Below are 18,948 nucleotides of genomic sequence, written 5' to 3' on the forward strand. Positions count from 1 at the left end.
CGGAGCGTCGCGTCGCAAGTCTTTGACCCCGCTCTTCCGGGTGAACGCAAGTGGTGCCTGCCGTGCTCCCCCGACTCAGCGCGCCCGTGCCGCCGAAACGGCTTCCTTCAGCTTCTCGATCGGCAACGCGCCGGTCAGCAGCTGGTCGCCGACCACCCAGCTCGGCGTGCCGGAAATGCCGAGCTTCGCCGCGGTATCGAGCGTGTCGCGGATCGTCGCGTCGGCGTCCGCGGGGACGGCGGCGAGGTTCACGCCCGCCTTCGCCGCGGCGGCGCGGATCGTGTCCGGCGTCACCTGGCCGGCGGCGTAGAGCGCATCGTGGAACGGCTTGAAGCGCCCCTGGCTCGCGGCGGTCAGCGCGGCGCGCGCGGCGTTCCGGCTCGAGTCGGCGAGCACGGGCATCTCCTTGAAGACGACGCGAAGCCGCTTGTCCTCCGCCACCAGCCGCTCGATCGTCGGCAGCGCGGCGCGGCAATAGCCGCAATTGTAATCGTAGAATTCGACCAGGGTGACGTCAGCGTCCTTCGCGCCGATCCAGGCATCGCCGTACGGCTCCTCGATCGCGCCGCGATGCGCCGCCACGGCCTTCGACGATTCCTTCTGCTGCAATCGCTCCATCGCCTCGGGCAGCAGTTCGGGATGCGCGAGCACATAGTCGCGCACGATCCGCTCGACGCGGGCGCGATCGGCGCCGGAGAGGTCTCCGGGCGCCGCCCGCTCGGCCAGCCACATGCCGCCGGCACCGAAGAGGACGCCCAGCAGGACGAGGCCGAGCAGCGTCAGTCGGTTCACTTCTTCTTCTTCTTGTCCTTGTCGACCAGGTCCTGCGCGGTCATCGCGATGTCCTGCGCGCGGATCCAGTCGGCGGTGTTCTTCGGAATGCCCGCCATGGCGTAGCGCGCGCGGGCGACGGCGGTGCGGGGATCGCCCGTCATGCTCGCCCGCTCCGCAGTGGCGAGCGCGGCGCGCGCGTCGTCGCCGGTCAGCTCGTAGATCGTGCCCAGCTGCTGCCAGGCGAACGGGTTCTGGTCGTCGCGCGCGACGGCGATGCGCAGGATGCGCCGCGCCTCGTCGTAGTGCGACGGATCCTCGGTCGCGATCAGCGCGTGGCCGTAGGTGGTGGCGATCAGCGGGTCGGATCGCGAGCCGTCGGTCGCGGCCTTCAGCGGCGCCAGCGCGGCCTTGGGCTTGCCCGCCTCCAGCAGGATCTGCCCGACGATCTCCTGAAAATAGGGGTCGTCCGGCTGCGCCCTCAGCAGCGCCGCGCCTTCCGCGTCGGCTTTGTCGGGATAGCCGGAGCGGTGATAGGCGTAGGCGCGGGCGTAGTGGGCGCGGAGCGATTGGTCGCTCTCCGGATATTTCTGCAACGCCTGCGCGGGCGGCAACAGGTAGCCGTCCAGCTTCGCCTGCACCCGCTTGAACCGCGATTCCAGATCGGCGTTGGGCGCGTGTGCCCAGGCCGGGTCCTTCTCCATCGTCTCCGTCAGGTTGGCGATCCGCTCGCTGGAGACGGGGTGGTCGAGCAGGAACTCCACCTTGCGCGTGATGCCGTAGCGATATTCAAGCTGCTGCATCTTCTTGAAGAAGGAGAGATACCCCTTGCCGGTGATCCCGGCGGCAGAGAGGTATTTCGCGCCGGCCGCGTCGGTCGACGCCTCCTGCGCGCGGCTGAAGGCGAGATACCGGCCCATCGCCGCCTGCTGCCCCGCGGCCATCACCCCCGCGCCGGCCTCGCCCCCGCCCGCCGCAATGGCGGCGACGCCGATCAGGAGGCTGAGGAGCGTGATGCCGGTCGCCTCCTTCATCGCGCCGCCCGCCAGCGGCACGTGGCCGCCCGCGATATGCCCCAGCTCGTGCGCGATCACGCCCTGCACCTCGTTGGCGCTGGTCGCGGCCTGGAGCGTGCCGGTGTGCACGAAGACCATCTGCCCGCCGGCGACGAAGGCGTTGATCGAATCGTCGTTGACCAGGACGATCCGCACGTCGCGCGGGCGCAGGCCGGCCGCGGTGATGAGCGGCGCCGACATGTCGTTCAGCAGCTTCTCCGTCTCCGCATCGCGCAGGATCGACTGCGCATGCGCGGGCTGCACGGCGAGGAGGATCGCGGCGGCGAGGGCGGCGAGCAGCCGTTTCATTGCGTGGTCGGTCCCCCGTGGGTCGTGTCCGTGCGGCCGGACCCGTGCAGCGGCGCGACTGAACCGCTGCTGAAGGTCCGGCCGGACATGACGTCAGCCGCCGAAGGTGCGCTGCCACCAGCCGCGGCGCGGCTGGCTGCCGCCGCCCGCGGCGTCGCCCGTGGCCGCGGCTTCTTCCTCCGCCGCGTCCTGCTCTGCCTCGGCGGGAGCCGCCTTGACCGGCTCGGCCACCGGCTCTGCCACCGGCGCGTCCGCCTTCTTGCGGCGCGTGCGCTTCGGCTTGGCGGGCGGTGCTTCCTCTTCGGTCGCCGTGTCGGGCGCGGGCAGGCCGTCGCTGACGGGGGCGGCGTCTCCCGCCTCCACCACCGGGTCGGTCGCCTTCTTGCGACGCGTGCGCTTGGCCTTCACCGGCGCTTCCGCAGCGGCAGCAGGCTCGTCCGCCGGCGCTTCCGGCTCTGCCTCGGCCGCCTCGGCCGCCGGGGCCGCGGCACGGGCGCGCGGGCGACGGCGGGTCTTCGGCGCCGGCGCCTCCTCCACCGGAGCGGGGGCGGGAGCCTGCTCGTCCTCGGCGACGGGTTCCGCAGCGTCGTCCGCCGCGGCCATGGCCACGTCGGCCGTCTCGGCGGCGTCACCGCTCACCGCCGCGTCGCCACCCTCGCGCCGGCCGCGACCGCCGCGGCGGCGACGGCGACGGCGGGTGCGCCCGCCATTCTCCTCGCCGTCGGCCGTGTCCCCGGCGCCACCTTCGGAGATCGCGTCCTCCTCTTCGGCGTCGGCCGCCGGCGCGTCGTCGCCCGGCTCGTCGTCACCCCGCTCCTCGTTGTCGCGCGCGGTCGCGCCTTCGGCTTCCTCGCCCTCGGGACGACGGTTGCGGCGGCCGCGACGGCGGCGGCGGCGGCGATTGCCGCGGTCGTCGTCACCTTCGCGCGCGGTCTCGGCGGTGCTCTCCTCCGCCTCAACCTCCTCGTCCTCCTCGACGTCGATCTCGTCCTCGATATCGTCATCGGGCTCCTCGATCGGAGCGTCGAACTTGGGCGCGTGCGCCGGCGGCGGGCCGCTGGCCTCCACCGACATGCGCGCGCCTTCCTCCTCGCCGTCGGCCAGGATCTCGACGTGGACACCGTAGCGGTCCTCGATCTCGGCGATGTCCGCGCGCTTGCGGTTCAGCACGTAGAAGGCGGCCTCCTGCGACGCGCGCAGCGTCAGCAGCGAGCCGCGCCCGCGCGCCGCCTCGTCCTCGATCAGGCGCAGCGCGGAGAGGCCCGCGGAGGAGGCGGTGCGGACCAGGCCCGTGCCCTCGCAATGCGGGCACTGGCGCGTAGACGCCTCCAGCACGCCGGTGCGCAGCCGCTGGCGGCTCATCTCCATCAGGCCGAAGCTGGATATGCGGCCCACCTGGATGCGCGCGCGATCGTTCTTCAGCGCCTCCTTCATCGCCTTCTCGACCTTCCGGACGTTCGATCCGTTGTCCATGTCGATGAAGTCGATGACGACGAGGCCCGCCATGTCGCGCAGCCGCAGCTGTCGCGCGATCTCCTGCGCCGCCTCCAGGTTGGTCGCGGTCGCGGTCTGCTCGATATTGTGCTCTCGCGTCGACCGGCCCGAGTTGATGTCGATCGAGACCAGCGCCTCGGTGGGATTGATGACGAGGTAGCCGCCCGACTTCAGCTGCACGACCGGGTGGTACATGGCGGCCAGCTGGTCCTCGACGTGTGCGCGCTGGAACAGCGGCACGGGATCGCTGTAATGCTTCACCTTCTTCGCGTGGCTGGGCATCAGCAGCTTCATGAAGTCCTTGGCCTGGCGATATCCCTCGTCGCCCTCGACCACGACCTCGTCGATGTCCTTGTTGTAGATGTCGCGGATCGCGCGCTTCATCAGGTCGCTGTCGCCGTAGACCAGCGCGGGCGCGGCGGACGCGAGCGTCTTGTCGCGGATCTCGTCCCACAGCCGGGCGAGATAGTCGAAGTCGCGCTTGATCTCCGTCTTCGTGCGCTGGAGCCCGGCGGTGCGCACGATGCAGCCCATCGACGAGGGCAGCGCCAGCTCGGCCATGATCGTCTTCAGCCGCTTGCGGTCGGCCGCGTTGCTGATCTTCCGGCTGATCCCGCCGCCGTGCGACGTGTTGGGCATCAGCACGCAATAGCGGCCGGCGAGGCTGAGGTAGGTGGTCAGCGCCGCCCCCTTGTTGCCGCGCTCTTCCTTCACGACCTGCACCAGCAGCACCTGGCGGCGGCGGATCACGTCCTGGATCTTGTAGCGGCGGCGCAGGTTCATGCGGCGCTGGCGCAGCGCCTCCACCGCGTCGTCCTGCGCGCGGCCCTTGCGGCGCGGACGCGCCTCGGCGCTTTCGTCGCCGCCCTCGTCGTCAAGGTCGTCGTCGTCGTCGTGGCCGTCGGCGGTGATGCCCGCGAAATCCTCGGCGTCTTCCCCGCGGTCGCCGACCAGTTCGAGATTGTCCTCGTGATCGTCGTCGTCCTCGGCACGCAGCGCGGCTTCCTCGGCGGCGTGCTCCGCCTCCTCGCGCAGCAGCGCGTCGCGATCCTCCTTGGGGATCTGATAATAGTCGGGATGAATCTCGCTGAAGGCGAGGAAGCCGTGGCGGTTGCCGCCGTAATCGACGAACGCGGCCTGCAGCGACGGCTCGACGCGCGTCACCTTGGCGAGATAGATGTTGCCCTTGAGCTGTTTGCGCTCAGCGCTCTCGAAATCGAATTCCTCGATCCGGTTACCCTTGACGACCGCCACGCGGGTCTCTTCCCGGTGGCGTGCGTCGATCAGCATACGCATGGTCATGTACGATTCTCCGCGCGCCGCAGACGTCCCGAGGGGCCGCGGCGCGATAAAAGGGCGCGGCGGAACGCTCGCGCGGGGATGATGAAACTGCCTTCGCTCGCCGCGCATGCCCGGCCGATTGCGGGCCGGGCGATGGGGAGCCGCACAGGGCCGCAACCGCGCTGCCGCCGGCAGTGGCCGGGCGGGGCAGCGGTCGGGCGGAATACGGCATACGAACGTCAACCTGGTCGGCCCGGGACCGGCAATCTCGACGGGCGGGCGGTGATGCCGGGACGCGAGAACGCACCACCGGACGCGGGCGGGTTAGCATCGCTTTCGTCGCGCGACAACTGCCACGTTCCCCCGCATCCCGCACGCGCCTTAACCGTGCGTTAACCGCACTCTGCAAGCATAGGCTGAACGGTGGTGCGCCAGGGGAACGGCGTGGAAGCGCAGCGGCGAAGAGCGGGAATTCACTGGACCGGTGGTGCCGATTTCCGGCATCTGCGGCGCGTGCTGCCGCTGCTCGCCGCTTTGTCCGCCATGCTCCCCGCACCGCCTGCGCACGGCACCGCCGTCGAGCGGGTGAAGGTGGCGGGACCGGTTGCGGCGAGCGGCGCAGGGAAGACGGCCGTCGCGGACTGGAGCCGCGCGAGGAAGCCGCGCTACGTCGTCTCGCAGGCGGTACCACCGCCCGCGCGCCCGCTGCCGCTGCCGCGCGTGCAGGGGGAGGACGGGCGTCCGCTGGTCGTGATCGACGCGGGCCACGGCGGGGTCGATCCCGGCGCGATCAACCCGCTCGACGCGCGCCTGCGCGAGAAGGACGTGACGTTGAAGATCGCACGCGCGATCCGCGACCGGCTGGTCGAGAGCGGGCGCGTGCGCGTGGCGCTGACCCGCGACGACGACCGCTACATCCTGCACCGCGAGCGCTTCGGTATCGCCCGCCGGCTGAAGGCAGACCTGTTCATCTCGATCCACTGCGACAGCGTGGGCAGCGGCACGCCGACGGGCGCGACGGGCTACACCCTGTCCGACGTCGCCTCGGACAAGGAAGCGGCGCGGCTGGCAGCGCGCGAGAACAAGTCGGACGTGATCGCGGGCGTCACGCTGGATCGCGACGCCGACGTGTCGTCCATCCTGATCGACCTGGCGCAGCGCGAGACGATGAACGCCTCCGCCGGCTTCGCCCGGCTGCTGGGCCGCGAGGCGAAGCCGTTGATGCCGGTGAAGGAGAATTTCCACCGCACCGCGTCGCTGATGGTGCTGAAGGCGCCGGACCTGCCCTCGATCCTGTTCGAGACCGGCTACCTGTCCACGCCGGACGACGCCGCCTTCCTCGACAGCAAGGCGGGGCGGGAGAAGATCGCGGAGAGCGTGAAGCGCGCAGTGGAACGCTATTTCGCGCGGCGGCTGGCGGCGAATTGAGCGTCACCGCGGATCAGGTCCGCAACAACGAGCGTGCTCAGTAATTCCACTGCAATTGCGTGCGGATCAGATTGCCCTCCGCGCGCCCGTCGCGACGCTCGTCCGCCTCACGGCGCTCCATGTGCGCGAAGGCGAGCGTCAGCTCCAGCGGCGGGACCGGCTGGAACTCGATGCCCAGCTCCCACTCCTCGGTGTCGAGCTCGGGCGCGTTGAGCAGCGCCTTCCACCCGCCGCGATAATGCTGCCAGCGCGCATAGGGCATGAACGGTCCCACCGCGGAGCGGCGTACCCGCGCCATCCCCTGCACGTAGCCGCCCTCCAGCGAGCGGGTGACGATGGCGCCGAGCGCGCGGTCGAACTGCGGCCCACGGCCCCAGTTCCACTCCGCCTGAAACCCGATCGGCGCCGGATAGAGGATCGCGTGGACGCCGATGCGATCGTCGGCGAAGGAGCGGGCGCTCACCCCGCCGGCGCGCAGCTCCGGCTGCACGCGATTTCTATAGCCCGCCCCGCCCAGCTCCAGCACGCGCCCGCCACCCAGCTCGAACGGCCAGGTCACCATCGCGACGGTCATCAGGTCGTCGTTGGTCTCCGGCCGGTTGGTGCCCTGTCCGTTGAACGCGCCGAGCGCGAAGGCGCCGTAATTGCCGAACAGCTTCTGCCCGTCCTTCTCCAGCCGCTCCCAGATCCGCTGCACGCCTGGCGGGGTGTAGTAGGCGACCACGCCCAGGTCGCGCTCACTCGGCACCCCGCTGTTGATGCCGTCGCTGCGATCGAGCGTCAGGCGGTTGGAGGAGGATTGCATGTTCTCCCACCCGTACGGCACCTTCGACTGGCCGAGGCGCAGCTTGAACGTGCGGTCGGCGTCGGCGAACACGTCGACATAGGCGTCGCGCAGCTGGAGGAACCCCTCGCGCCGCTCGCCCGCGGACTGATTTGCGACGTTTGTGGCGAAATCAGGCTGGAGGTAGAAGGACACGCGATCGGACAGGTCGCCCTGCACGACCAGGCGGATGCGGCGGAACGTGAAGTTCGTGTCCTCGCCGATGCCGCCGTCGTGGACCGAGCGCAGCCGCGACACGCCCGCCGGGGCCGTGCGGTCGCCCGACACGAACTCGCTGAAGCGCAGCTGCGTGTAGCCCCGCAGCGTCACGCGCTGGAACCACGGCTGGCGCGGCGCGCGGGGGGGCGACGTGGGGGAGGGCGGCGCGGGAGCGGCGGCGACCTGCGCGGGCGGCGCGACGGCCGGTGGCGAAACCGCGGGCGGCGCGGGCGGCGCGCCGACCAAGCCCCGCGCCGCCCTCAGCTCCGCGATCTGCGCCTTCAGCTCGTCGATCTGCCGCTGCAGTTCGGCGACGGTCTGCGCGCCCGCGGGGGCGGCGACGAGGCACGCGGCGGCGCAGGCCGAAGCCGCGAGGAGGAGGCGCTGCGCCATCGATCAACCTTTGTTACGATCGTGTGACGCCTTGGCCCAAGCGGGTGCGGGCGGCAAGCGCGGCTTTCCCCATCCGGCGAACCTGCTACACGCTGGCGCGACATGGCTTCGTTTGCGTCCCTGCGTCGTTTCCCGGCCCGGTTGTGGCGGTTCCTGCCGGTGCGGCTCGCCGTCTACCTGACCGCGCTGGGCGTGCTCGCCGTCGCCGTCCTGCTGTTCGTCGTCTCGCGCGGGCTGCCCTCGGTCGACACGCTCAAGACGTACCAGCCGCCGCTGCCTACCAACGTGCGCGGCATCGATGGCACGCCGATCTACTCCTACGCGCGCGAGCGGCGGGTGCAGCTGGCGTTCAACGAATATCCGCCGCTGATGGTGCGCGCGATCCTGGCGGCGGAGGACAAGACCTTTTTCGAGCATCACGGCCTCGACTATCCCGGCCTGGTCCGCGCCGCGTACCAGGGGATCACCAGCGGATCGACGCCGCGCGGCACGTCGACGATCACGCAGCAGGTGGCCAAGAACCTGCTGGTCGGCAACGAAGTGAGCTACGCGCGCAAGCTGCGCGAGGCGATCCTGGCGTGGAAGATCGAGGATACGCTGTCGAAGCAGCAGATATTGGAGCTTTACCTCAACCAGATCGCGCTCGGCCGCAACGCCTTCGGCGTGGAGGCCGCGGCGCACGCCTATTTCGACAAGGAGCTGGACGAGCTGACGCTGCCGCAGTTCGCCTATCTCGCGATCCTGCCCAAGGGGCCGTCCAACTACGAGCCGTTCCGCCACACCGAGCGCGCGCTGGAGCGGCGCAACTGGGTGCTGGGCGAGATGGCGCGCAACGGCTTCATCACGGCCGGCCAGCGCGACGCGGCGCGGGCGGAGCCGATCGGCGCGGTGACGCGGCGCACGCCCAAGTTCGAGCGCGTCGGCGGCTATTTCGTCGAGGAGGTGCGCCGACGCCTGATCGGGCGCTTCGGCGAGACCGACCGCGACGGACCGTACAGCGTCTATGCCGGCGGGCTGTGGGTGCGGACCTCGCTCGATCCGCGCCTGCAGAAGCTGGCGGCGGAAGCTCTGCGGGACGGCCTGCTGCGCTACGAGGCGGGTCGCGGCTGGGCCGGGCCGATGCGGCACGTGGAGATCGACGGCGACAATTGGCAGGGCGCGCTGATCGCGACGAACATCAGCCTCGACTATTCCGACTGGCGCCCGGCCATCGCCATCGCGCGGGATGGCGACGCGTGGACGATCGGCTTCTCCGACGGGCGCACCGCGCGCCTGCCGCGCTGGGCGGCGCAGCAGCCGGTGCGCGGCACCGCCACGCCCGCCTTCGGCGCGATCAAGCCGGGCGACATCGTGGCCGTTGCGCCATCGGGAAGCGACTACGCGCTGCGCGGCGTGCCGCGGATCGCCGGCGGCTTCCTGGTGCAGGAGCCCGCCACCGGCCGCGTGCTGGCGATGCAGGGCGGGTTCGAGTTCAGCACCGACCCCTTCAACCGCGCCACGCAGGCGCAGCGCCAGCCGGGGTCGACGATCAAGCCGATCGTCTATTCCGCCGCTCTGGAACACGGCATGACCCCGGCGTCGATCATCGTCGACGGACCGTTCTGCGTCTACCAGGGCGCGCGGCTGGGGCAGAAGTGCTTCCGCAACTTCTCCGGCGGCGGTGCCGGGCCGCACACGATGCGCTGGGGCATCGAACAGTCGCGCAACCTGATGACGGTGCGCGCCGCGGCGCAGACCGGCATGGGCAACGTCGTGAAGCTGATGAAGGACATGCAGATCGGCGACTATTCGCCCTATCTGTCCTACTCGCTGGGGGCAGGCGAGACGACGGTGGAGAAGATGGTGAACGCCTATGGCGTGCTCGCCAACCAAGGGCGGTGGCACGATTCCACCGTCATCGACTACGCGCAGGATCGCGACGGCAAGGTGATCTGGCCGGAGGGCTGGCGCGCCTGCACCGGCTGCAACGCGCGCGACTGGAACGGCAAGGCGATGCCTCGCCCCGTGCTGCGCGGGCGGCAGGTGCTGGATGCGATGAGCGCCTACCAGATGGTGCACATTACCGAGGGCGTGATCCAGCGCGGCACTGCGACGCAGCTGCGCGACCTGGGCAGACCCGTGTTCGGCAAGACCGGTACCAATTCGGGCCCGACCGACGTCTGGTTCATCGGCGGCACGCCGCAGATGGTGGGCGGGCTGTACATGGGATACGACAGCCCGCGCGGTTTGGGCGGCTACGCGCAGGGCGGCACGCTGGCGGTGCCGATCTTCAAGGCGTTCGCGAAGAAGGCGTGGGAAGGAATGGCGGTGCTGCCGTTCCGCGCGCCCCGGGGCATCCGGATGGTGCGCATCGACCGCGGCTCGGGCCGCCCCGTCTACGGCACCTGGCCGGGGTTCGAGGAGGCGAAACCGGCGGTGATATGGGAGGCGTTCAAGCCGCAGGCGGAGGCGCGCCGTGCCCGCCGCACCAGCCCCACCGCGCAGCCCAGCGCCGCGCCCACCGCCCGCGCGACGCAGGCGCCGCGCGACAGCGACTTCCTGCAACGCCAGGGCGGCATCTACTGAAGCCTGGCCGTCACCCCAGCGAAAGCTGGGGTCGCACGCCTAGGCGATCCGATCGTAGAGGTCGTCCCACACCGGGTTCATCGTCCCGCCGGCTCGTCATGATGTAAGTCCAGCCGCCCATACGGTCGCGTAACGAAGATGGAGAACGATACCAGCTTGCGCTGGCATGACGAAGGGGGCGCGCGGACGAGGAACTCGCCAAGCGCCCCCATTGCCGCCCCGCGCTTCCCGGCGTACATCGCCGCCCCAACATCGTCGTTCCCGCACGGTCGTGGGAATTCCGCCATTCGCCGATCACGGGCGGGGCCTTTCCGCGGCGGAATGGCGACGCGAGAGGAGATTGATTGATGCGCGCCGAAGCGCAGGCCCATGTCGACACCATCAACGAGGCGCTGGCGCTGCTGCGCCGCTCGCTCGACTGGGACCGCGCGCTGCGCCGGCTCGACGAGCTGAACGCGCGCGTCGAGGACCAGGCGCTGTGGAACAATCCCAAGGAAGCGCAGGAAGTGATGCGCGAGCGGCGGCGGCTGGACGAGGCGGTCACCGCGACGCGGACGATCGAGCGCGAGCTGGCCGACACGGTCGAACTGATCGAGATGGCCGAGGCCGAGGGCGACGTGGAAATGACGGACGAGGGCACCACCGCGCTCGCCGACCTCGCCCGGCGCGCCGACCAGGACAAGGTGAAGGCGCTGCTGTCCGGCGAGGCCGATCCCAACGACACCTATCTCGAGATCAACGCCGGCGCGGGCGGCACGGAATCGCAGGATTGGGCCGAGATGCTCCAGCGCATGTACACCCGCTGGGCCGAGCGGCACGGCATGAAGGTGGAGCTGGTCGACTATCACGCCGGCGAGCAGGCGGGCATCAAAAGCGCGACGCTGCTGGTGAAGGGCGAGAACGCCTATGGCTATGCCAAGGTGGAGAGCGGGGTGCACCGCCTGGTCCGCATCAGCCCCTACGACAGCTCGGCGCGGCGGCACACCAGCTTCTCCAGCGTGTGGGTGTATCCCGTCATCGACGACAATATCGAGGTGGAGGTCAACGAGAGCGATCTGCGCATCGATACCTATCGCGCGTCGGGCGCGGGCGGGCAGCACATCAACACCACCGATTCGGCGGTGCGCATCACCCATCTGCCGACGGGCATCGTCGTGCAGTGCCAGAACCAGCGTTCGCAGCACAAGAACAAGGCGGAGGCGTTCAACCAGCTGCGCGCGCGCCTCTACGAGCGCGAGCTGGCCGAGCGCGAGGCGGTGGCCAATGCGGAGAACGCCAGCAAGACCGACATCGGCTGGGGGCACCAGATCCGCAGCTACGTCCTGCAACCGTACCAGCTGGTGAAGGACCTGCGCACCGGTGCCACCTCCACGTCGCCCGGCGACGTGCTGGACGGCGACCTGGACGATTTCATGGCCGCCGCGCTGGCGCAGCGCGTGACGGGCGAGAAGGTGGTGGTGGAGGACGTGGATTGAGGCGAGCGCGCCTCCTCCTGCTCGTGCCGCTGCTGCTCGCGTCGGCCTGCGACGGCTCGCAGCCGCTGGTGCCGCGCAAGGCGAAGGGCCCTGGGCCGTTCCCGGCCGCGGACCGGCCGGTGGCGAGCATCGTCTCGTCGCGCTGGTCGACCGAGGAGGCGCGCGACCGGCTGAACGAGGCGGAGCGGGTGATGACGCTCGCCGGCATCGCGCCCCGCATGACGGTGGCGGACCTGGGCGCGGGCGAGGGCTATTACACCATCCGCCTCGCCAAGCGGGTGGGCGAGGACGGGCGCGTGCTGGCGCAGGACATCGTGCCCGGCGTGCGCGACGCGCTGGCCGAGCGTGTCAGCCGCGAGCGGCTGGAGAACGTCTCCGTCCGGCTCGGCACCGCCGCCGATCCGAAGCTGCCGGCGAACAGCTTCGACCGCGTGCTGATGGTGCACATGTACCACGAGATCGCATCGCCCTACGAGTTCCTGTGGCGGCTGCGCCCGTCGCTGCGTGGCGACGGGCTGGTCGTGGTGGTCGACGCCAACCGCTCCACCCGCGACCACGGCACGCCGCCCGCGCTGCTGCGCTGCGAGTTCCGCGCGGTCGGCTACGAGCCGGTGTCGTTCCAGGAGCTGCCGTCCGCGGGCGGGTATTTCGCGACGTTCCGCGTGGCCGGAAACCGGCCCGATCCGGCCGCGATCCGCCCCTGCCGCATCGACGACGGGGCGGTTCCGGAGAGCCGCGCGACGTCTCACCCCGCGCGCGAGGGTTAGGACCGGGTCGAAGCGCGCGCCGCCCGCACACTGGCGCGACTCGCCCATGCGCGTTAGCGTCACCGCCATGCGGCAGTATCTCGACCTCATGCAGCGCGTGCTCGACCATGGCGCGCGCCAGGACGATCGCACCGGCGTCGGCACGCTCAGCGTCTTCGGCGCGCAGATGCGGTTCGACCTGGCCCAGGGCTTCCCGGTGCTGACGACGAAGAAGCTGCACCTGCGCTCGATCATCGTCGAACTGCTATGGTTCCTCAACGGCGACACCAACGTGCGCTGGCTGCAGGATCGCAAGGTCAGCATCTGGGACGAGTGGGCGGACGTGGCGGGGGAGCTCGGCCCCGTCTACGGCAAGCAGTGGCGCGACTGGGAAACGGCGGACGGGCGCCACGTCGACCAGATCGCCGAGCTGATCGCGCAAATCCGCACCAGCCCGGCCAGCCGGCGCCAGATCGTGACGGCGTGGAATCCGGGCGAGCTGCACGCGATGGCGCTGGCGCCGTGCCACTGCCTGTTCCAGACGCACGTCGCCAACGGTCGGCTCTCGCTCCAGCTCTACCAGCGGTCCGCCGACATCTTCCTCGGCGTGCCGTTCAACATCGCCAGCTACGCGCTGCTGACGCACATGCTGGCGCAGCAATGCGGGTTGCAGCCGGGCGAGTTCATCTGGACCGGGGGCGACTGCCACCTCTACGTCAACCATGTCGACCAGGCGCGCGAGCAATTGTCGCGCACGCCCGGAACGCTGCCGCGGCTGGAGATCCTGCGCCATCCGCTGGCGATCGACGCCTATGAGTACGAGGATTTCGCGCTCCATGATTATGCCGCGCAGCCGCACATCAAGGCGCCGGTCGCGGTCTGATGCGCGGTTCAGTTGCCGTTCAGCCGAACGACTACATCTGTAATCGCAAGAGGACGGATGGGAGCCCGGCGATGGTACGCAATATGATCGCGGTGATGGTGACGGCCACCTTGTGCGCGCTGGCTTTGCAGGCGTGCGGCGCGGCGTGACGATCGTCTTCCATCTCGCCCGCGCCGACAACGGCGTGATCGGCGTCGACGGTGGGCTGCCCTGGCACCTGCCGGCGGACCTGAAGCGCTTCAAGGCGGCGACGATGGGGCGTCCCATGGTGATGGGCCGCAAGACCTTCGAGAGCTTTCCCGCGCCGCTGCCGGGCCGCCGCCATATCGTGCTGACGCGTGATCGCGGCTGGTCCGCGCCGGCCGCGGAGGTGGCGCACACGCCCGACGAGGCGCTCGCGCTGGCTGGGCCGGGGGAGGTGGCGGTGATCGGCGGGGCGGAGGTGTTCGCGCTGTTCCTCGACCGCGCCGATCGCGTCGAGCTGACCGAGGTGCACACGACGCCTGCCGGCGACGCGGTCGTGCCGGCCTTTGACGGCTGGCGGGAAGTGTCGCGGGAAGATCACGAAGGAGTGGACGGCCGGCCGGCGTACAGCTTCGTCACGCTGGAACGCTGAGCCGCGCTCCACCGCTTGCCGCCCGCGAACCCGCACCGTAAAGCGCCGCACATGGAGCGGCTGGACGGCGGCGCAGCGCTTCCGCCGCATCTGACCGGCGGGATCGTCGCGCTCGGCAATTTCGACGGTTTCCACCTCGGTCATCAGGCCGTGGTCGGGCGCGCGGTGGAACGGGCGAGGGCGGCGGGTCGCCCCGCGCTGGTCGCCACCTTCGATCCGCATCCGGTGCGCTTCTTCCGGCCCGACGCGGCGCCCTTCCGCCTGACCACGCTGGACCAGCGCGAGCGGCTGTTCGCCGCCGCGGGCGTGGACGCGATGGTCGTCTTCCACTTCGACGCCAGCCTGGCGGCGCTCTCCGCGGAGGCGTTCGTGCGCGAGCGGCTGGTGGCGAACCTGGGCGTCGCGGGTGTCGTGACCGGCGAGGATTTCACCTTCGGCAAGGCGAAGGGCGGAAGCGTCGCGACGCTGGCCGCGTTCGGCGCGGCGCTGGGCTTCACCGCGGAGACGGTCGGCGCGGTCGCGCTGGACGGCGAGCCGGTGTCGTCGACGCGCATCCGCGACCTGCTGCGCGCCGGGGACCCGCGCGGCGCGGCGCGGCTGCTGACGCGGCCGTTCGCAATCGAGGGCGTGGTGCAGCACGGCGACAAGCTGGGCCGCACGATCGGCTACCCCACCGCAAACCTCGACATGGGCCGTTATCTGCGCCCCGCCTACGGCATCTACGCGGTGCGCGGGCGGCTGCTCGACGGACGCGTGCTGGACGGGGCGGCGAACCTGGGTGTCCGGCCGACCTTCGACCCGCCCAAGGAGTTGCTGGAGCCGTATTTCTTCGACTTCGCCGGGGACCTGTACGGACAGGCGATTGAGGTCGCGCTGATCGAGTATCTTCGGCCCGAGGCGAAGTTCGACGGGCTGGACGCGCTGACCGCGCAGATGGATGCCGATTGCGCGCGTGCGCGGGACATCTTGGACCGCGAGTTGCTGGCGGGCTGAGGCGACGCTAAGGCGCGTGCTCCATGCCCGACGAACACGAACCTGCGCGCGACTGGCGCGACACCGTCTTCCTGCCGAAGACCGACTTTCCGATGAAGGCGGGCCTCGCCGCCAAGGAGCCCGCGATCCTCGCGCGCTGGCAGCGGATCGGCCTGTACGACCGCCTGCGCGAGCAGCGCGCCGGACGCGAGCGCTGGATCCTGCACGACGGCCCGCCCTACGCCAACGGCGACATCCACATGGGCCATGCGATGAACAAGGTGCTGAAGGACGTGATCGTCCGCAGCCGCTCGCTGATGGGCTATGACGCGCCCTACGTGCCCGGCTGGGACTGCCATGGCCTGCCCATCGAGTGGAAGGTGGAGGAGGCGTATCGCGCGAAGAAGCTGGACAAGGACCAGGTCCCCGTCGCGCAGTTCCGCGCGGAATGCCGCGCCTATGCGGAGAAGTGGGTCGACGTCCAGAAGGGCGAGTTCGAGCGGCTGGGCGTGATGGGCGACTGGGCCGACCCGTACCTGACGATGAAGTACGAGGCGGAGGCGACGATCGCGGCGGAGCTGCTGGCCTTCGCCGAAACGGGCCAGCTCTATCGCGGCGCGAAGCCGGTGATGTGGTCCCCGGTTGAGAAGACCGCGCTGGCCGAGGCCGAGGTCGAGTACGAGGACATCGTGTCCACGCAGATCGACGTCGGGTTCGAGATCGCCGAGGCGCCCGAAGCGCCCGAGCTGGTCGGCGCGTTGGCGGTGATCTGGACGACCACGCCGTGGACGATCCCCGTCAATCAGGCGCTCGCCTACGGTCCGTCGTTCGATTACCTGTATTTCGGGCACGAGGGGCGCCGCTTCCTGGTGGCGGAGCCGCTGTTCCCCGCTTTCTCGAAGCGTACCGGGATCGGGCTGGGCGAGTTTCTGGGCCTGATGAAGGGCGTGGTGCTGGAGGGCGCGACCGCGCGTCACCCCATGCACGCGCTCGGCGGCTTCTTCGCGCGGCCGCGCCCGTTCCTCCAAGGCGAGTTCGTCACCACCGACGCGGGTACCGGCCTCGTCCACATGGCGCCCGACCACGGCGAGGACGACTTCCTGCTGTGCAAGGCGAACGGGCTGGACCCGGTGTTCGCCGTGGACGCGGCCGGCTTCTACCGCGCCGACTGGGCGTGGCTGGGTGGGCAGGGGAGCGTCATCAACAAGAAGTTCGTCGGCGCCGACGGGCCGATCTGCACCGATCTGCGCGAGGCGGGCGCGCTGCTGGCGGCGAGCGACGACTTCAGGCACAGCTACCCGCATTCGTGGCGGTCGAAGGCGAAGGTGATCTTCCGCTGCACGCCGCAATGGTTCATTCCCATGGATCTTTCGGCCGGGCAGAATGCCGCCGCCGGCATCGCTCCCCAGCCGTCGGAACGGACGGACGGCGGGAGGGGCAACGGCCCCACGCTGCGCGAACTCGCGCTGGATGCGATCGCGCGCACGCAATGGGTGCCGCCGCGTGCAGAGAACCGCATCCGCTCGATGGTGGAAGGGCGGCCCGACTGGGTCATCAGCCGCCAGCGCGCCTGGGGCGTGCCGATCGCGCTCTACGTCCACCGGCAGACGGGCCAGTATCTGAACGACGCGGCGGTCAATGCGCGCATCGTCGCCGCTTTCCGGCAGGGCGGTGCGGACGCGTGGTTCACTGCCGACCACCAGGCATTGCTGGGCGAGGCGCACGACCTTGCCGACTACGAGCCGCAGTCGGACATCCTCGACGTCTGGTTCGACTCGGGCTCGACCCACTCCTTCGTCGTCGAGGCGCGCTACGGCGAGGGCACGCGCGCGAACCTGTACGTCGAGGGGTCGGACCAGCATCGCGGCTGGTTCCAGTCCTCGCTGCTGGAAAGCTGCGGCACGCGCGGCCGCGCGCCGTACGACGCGGTGCTGACGCACGGCTTCGCGCTGGACGACAAGGGGCGCAAGATGTCCAAGTCGCTCGGCAACGTCGTCGATCCGCTGAAGATCATCGGCGAGAGCGGGGCGGACATCCTGCGGCTGTGGGCGGTGTCCACCGACTATTTCGAGGACGTGCGCATCGGCAAGGAGGTGCTGGCCACCGCATCCGACGCCTATCGCAAGCTGCGCAACACCTTCCGCTACCTGCTGGGCGCGCTCGACGGGTTCGACGAGGCGGAGCGGCTGCCGGTCACGCAAATGCCGGAGCTGGAGCGCTACATGCTCCACCTCGTGCACGCGCTCGACCTGGAGCTACGCGAGGCGGCGAAGGGGTTCGAATTCAATCGCTACGTCCGGCTGCTGACCGACTTCTGCAACGAGGATCTGTCCGCCTTCTTCTTCGACGTGCGAAAGGATTCGCTTTACTGCGACGCACCCGGCGACCCGACGCGGCGCGCCTATCGCACCGTGCTCGACGTGATGTTCCACGCGCTGGTGCGCTACTCCGCGCCGGTGCTCGTGTTCACCGCCGAGGAGGTGTGGCAGGCGCGCTTCCCGAGCGAGGACGGCTCAGTCCATTATCTCGAATGGCCCGAACTGCCGGAGGCGGCGGCCGAGGACCTGTCGCAGCGCTGGCTGGCGGTGCGCCGCCTGCGCGAGCGCGTGACCGAGGCCATCGAGCCGCTGCGCCGCGAGAAGACGATCCGATCGAGCAACGAAGCCGCGGTGACGGTGCCCGAGCTGCCGCTGGACGCGCCCGCGCTGGCGGAGGCGTTCATCGTCGCGAGGGTGACCCCCGGTGATACGGTGGACGTGACGCGCACCGACTATGCCAAGTGCGGCCGCTGCTGGCGCCACTTGCCGGAAGTGCCTGCCGACGGCGCGCTGTGCGCGCGCTGCGACGCGGTGGTCGCATGAGGCGCGGGCTGTTCCTGGCGGCGGCGGTGTTCGCCGCGGACCAGCTGACGAAGTGGATCGTCACCGGTCCGCTCGGCATCGCGAACTTCGGCGATTACCGTACCCTGCTGCCGATCTTCGACCTGCGCTTCGTGCAGAACACCGGCGTGTCGCTGGGCCTGCTGCGCTCCGACACCAACTGGATGCAGAAGCTGCTGGACGTGATCTCGTCCTGCACGCGCGAGGATTTCGCCTGCCGTGCCGACGTTGTGCGCTGGATACTGGTGGCCTTCACCGGCGCGATCGCGGCGGGCGTGGCGGTGTGGATGACGCGCGAGCCCAAGGCGGGGGATCGCGCCGCGCTGGGCCTCGTGCTCGGCGGCGCGCTCGGCAACATCGTCGACCGCATCCGCTTCGGCTATGTCGTCGATTTCGCCGACCTGCACTTCGGCGAGTGGCGCCCGTTCCTCGTCTTCAACGTGGCCGATGCCGCGATCACGATCGGCGTGCTGATTCTGCTGGCACGCGCGCTGCTGATAAGAGAGAAGCCCGCCGATGGTTCGGAGAATGTCCATGCGTAAGTTCGCTGTCGTCGCCGCGGTCGCGGGTGCGATGCTGGTATCGGGTTGCGGCAAGAGCGGGTTCGACCGCGCCCGGCCGGACGAGTTCGCCGTCGCGCGTCAGGCGCCGCTGGTGATCCCGCCCGATTTCGCGCTGGTGCCGCCGCAGCCGGGCGCCGCGCGCACGCAGGGCGCCAACCCGCAGGCGCAGGCGCTCGACGCCCTGTTCGGCGCCGCGCCGCGCAGCGCGAGCGAGACGGCGGTGGTGGACCAGGCCGGCGGTACGGGCGCGGTGGCGCCCGGCATCCGCTCGCAGGCGGGCGACCCGCAGACCAACGTGATCGAGAAGGGGCAGACCACCCGCGATATCGTCGCCGCTCCCGAGGGCGACGGCCAGGGCGCCCGCGCGGTCGCCGGGTCCGCGGCCCCCGCCGCCGCGGCGACGCCGACGCCGTAAGCGGCGCAACCGGGCCGCGCCCCTCGGTCCGGCCCGGCGAAGCTGATCGGGCGAGGCCAGT

The 18,948-nt window shown here is 70.4% G+C and carries 14 protein-coding genes; 10 read left to right on the forward strand and 4 right to left on the reverse strand.

Translation table 11 applies throughout. From position 1 onward, the window contains the following. Positions 1 to 75: 75 nt before the first annotated feature. The 3 genes from HBH26_RS09480 to HBH26_RS09490 form a co-directional block, all read right to left on the reverse strand. Positions 76 to 792 carry a DsbA family protein gene (locus tag HBH26_RS09480; protein WP_338057310.1) on the reverse strand — a complete coding sequence of 239 codons (717 nt, stop codon included), beginning with the start codon at positions 790 to 792 and terminating at the stop codon, positions 76 to 78. Next, entirely contained in the window at positions 789 to 2,135 is a 1,347-nt protein-coding gene (locus HBH26_RS09485) for a M48 family metalloprotease (RefSeq protein WP_168134363.1), read from the reverse strand. Before HBH26_RS09485 ends, HBH26_RS09480 begins: the two co-directional genes overlap by 4 nt. 93 nt (positions 2,136 to 2,228) lie before the next feature. Continuing rightward, positions 2,229 to 4,919, reverse strand: coding sequence for an Rne/Rng family ribonuclease (locus HBH26_RS09490; protein WP_168134611.1), 2,691 nt, complete (start codon positions 4,917 to 4,919; stop codon positions 2,229 to 2,231). A gap of 414 nt (positions 4,920 to 5,333) precedes the next feature. On the opposite strand from HBH26_RS09490, the gene HBH26_RS09495 reads away from it, so the two are divergent. Next, complete coding sequence (locus tag HBH26_RS09495; RefSeq protein ID WP_338057311.1) at positions 5,334 to 6,338, forward strand: N-acetylmuramoyl-L-alanine amidase family protein; 1,005 nt, start codon at positions 5,334 to 5,336, stop codon at positions 6,336 to 6,338. 37 nt (positions 6,339 to 6,375) lie between these two features. Here the strand turns inward: HBH26_RS09495 and HBH26_RS09500 are convergent, their stop codons facing one another. Continuing rightward, positions 6,376 to 7,773, reverse strand: coding sequence for a porin (locus HBH26_RS09500; protein ID WP_168134364.1), 1,398 nt, complete (start codon positions 7,771 to 7,773; stop codon positions 6,376 to 6,378). Between the two features lie 102 nt (positions 7,774 to 7,875). Between HBH26_RS09500 and HBH26_RS09505 the strand changes: the two genes are divergently transcribed. From HBH26_RS09505 to HBH26_RS09545, 9 genes are all read left to right on the forward strand, one after another. Further along, complete coding sequence (locus HBH26_RS09505; protein WP_168134365.1) at positions 7,876 to 10,338, forward strand: penicillin-binding protein 1A; 2,463 nt, start codon at positions 7,876 to 7,878, stop codon at positions 10,336 to 10,338. 347 nt (positions 10,339 to 10,685) lie between these two features. Beyond that, positions 10,686 to 11,813: a peptide chain release factor 2 gene (prfB, locus tag HBH26_RS09510; RefSeq protein ID WP_168134366.1), complete on the forward strand. Its 1,128-nt coding sequence runs from the start codon at positions 10,686 to 10,688 to the stop codon at positions 11,811 to 11,813. Next, entirely contained in the window at positions 11,810 to 12,580 is a 771-nt protein-coding gene (locus HBH26_RS09515) for a class I SAM-dependent methyltransferase (RefSeq protein ID WP_168134367.1), read from the forward strand. Before prfB ends, HBH26_RS09515 begins: the two co-directional genes overlap by 4 nt. Positions 12,581 to 12,647: 67 nt before the next feature. Further along, complete coding sequence (locus HBH26_RS09520; RefSeq protein ID WP_168134613.1) at positions 12,648 to 13,442, forward strand: thymidylate synthase; 795 nt, start codon at positions 12,648 to 12,650, stop codon at positions 13,440 to 13,442. A 145-nt stretch (positions 13,443 to 13,587) separates the two neighbouring features. Then, positions 13,588 to 14,058 carry a dihydrofolate reductase gene (locus HBH26_RS09525; protein WP_338057312.1) on the forward strand — a complete coding sequence of 157 codons (471 nt, stop codon included), beginning with the start codon at positions 13,588 to 13,590 and terminating at the stop codon, positions 14,056 to 14,058. 51 nt (positions 14,059 to 14,109) lie between these two features. Beyond that, positions 14,110 to 15,051, forward strand: coding sequence for a bifunctional riboflavin kinase/FAD synthetase (locus tag HBH26_RS09530; protein WP_168134368.1), 942 nt, complete (start codon positions 14,110 to 14,112; stop codon positions 15,049 to 15,051). Positions 15,052 to 15,074: 23 nt separating this feature from the next. After that, entirely contained in the window at positions 15,075 to 17,891 is a 2,817-nt protein-coding gene (gene ileS, locus HBH26_RS09535; protein ID WP_168134369.1) for an isoleucine--tRNA ligase, read from the forward strand. Next, positions 17,888 to 18,451: a signal peptidase II gene (lspA, locus tag HBH26_RS09540; protein WP_168134370.1), complete on the forward strand. Its 564-nt coding sequence runs from the start codon at positions 17,888 to 17,890 to the stop codon at positions 18,449 to 18,451. Before ileS ends, lspA begins: the two co-directional genes overlap by 4 nt. Continuing rightward, positions 18,444 to 18,887, forward strand: coding sequence for a DUF3035 domain-containing protein (locus tag HBH26_RS09545; protein WP_168134371.1), 444 nt, complete (start codon positions 18,444 to 18,446; stop codon positions 18,885 to 18,887). The genes lspA and HBH26_RS09545 overlap by 8 nt, the downstream gene beginning before the upstream one ends. Positions 18,888 to 18,948: the final 61 nt, after the last annotated feature.

The organism is Sphingomonas corticis, assembly GCF_012035195.1.
In the GTDB taxonomy this organism is placed as follows: Bacteria; Pseudomonadota; Alphaproteobacteria; order Sphingomonadales; family Sphingomonadaceae; genus Sphingomonas; species Sphingomonas corticis.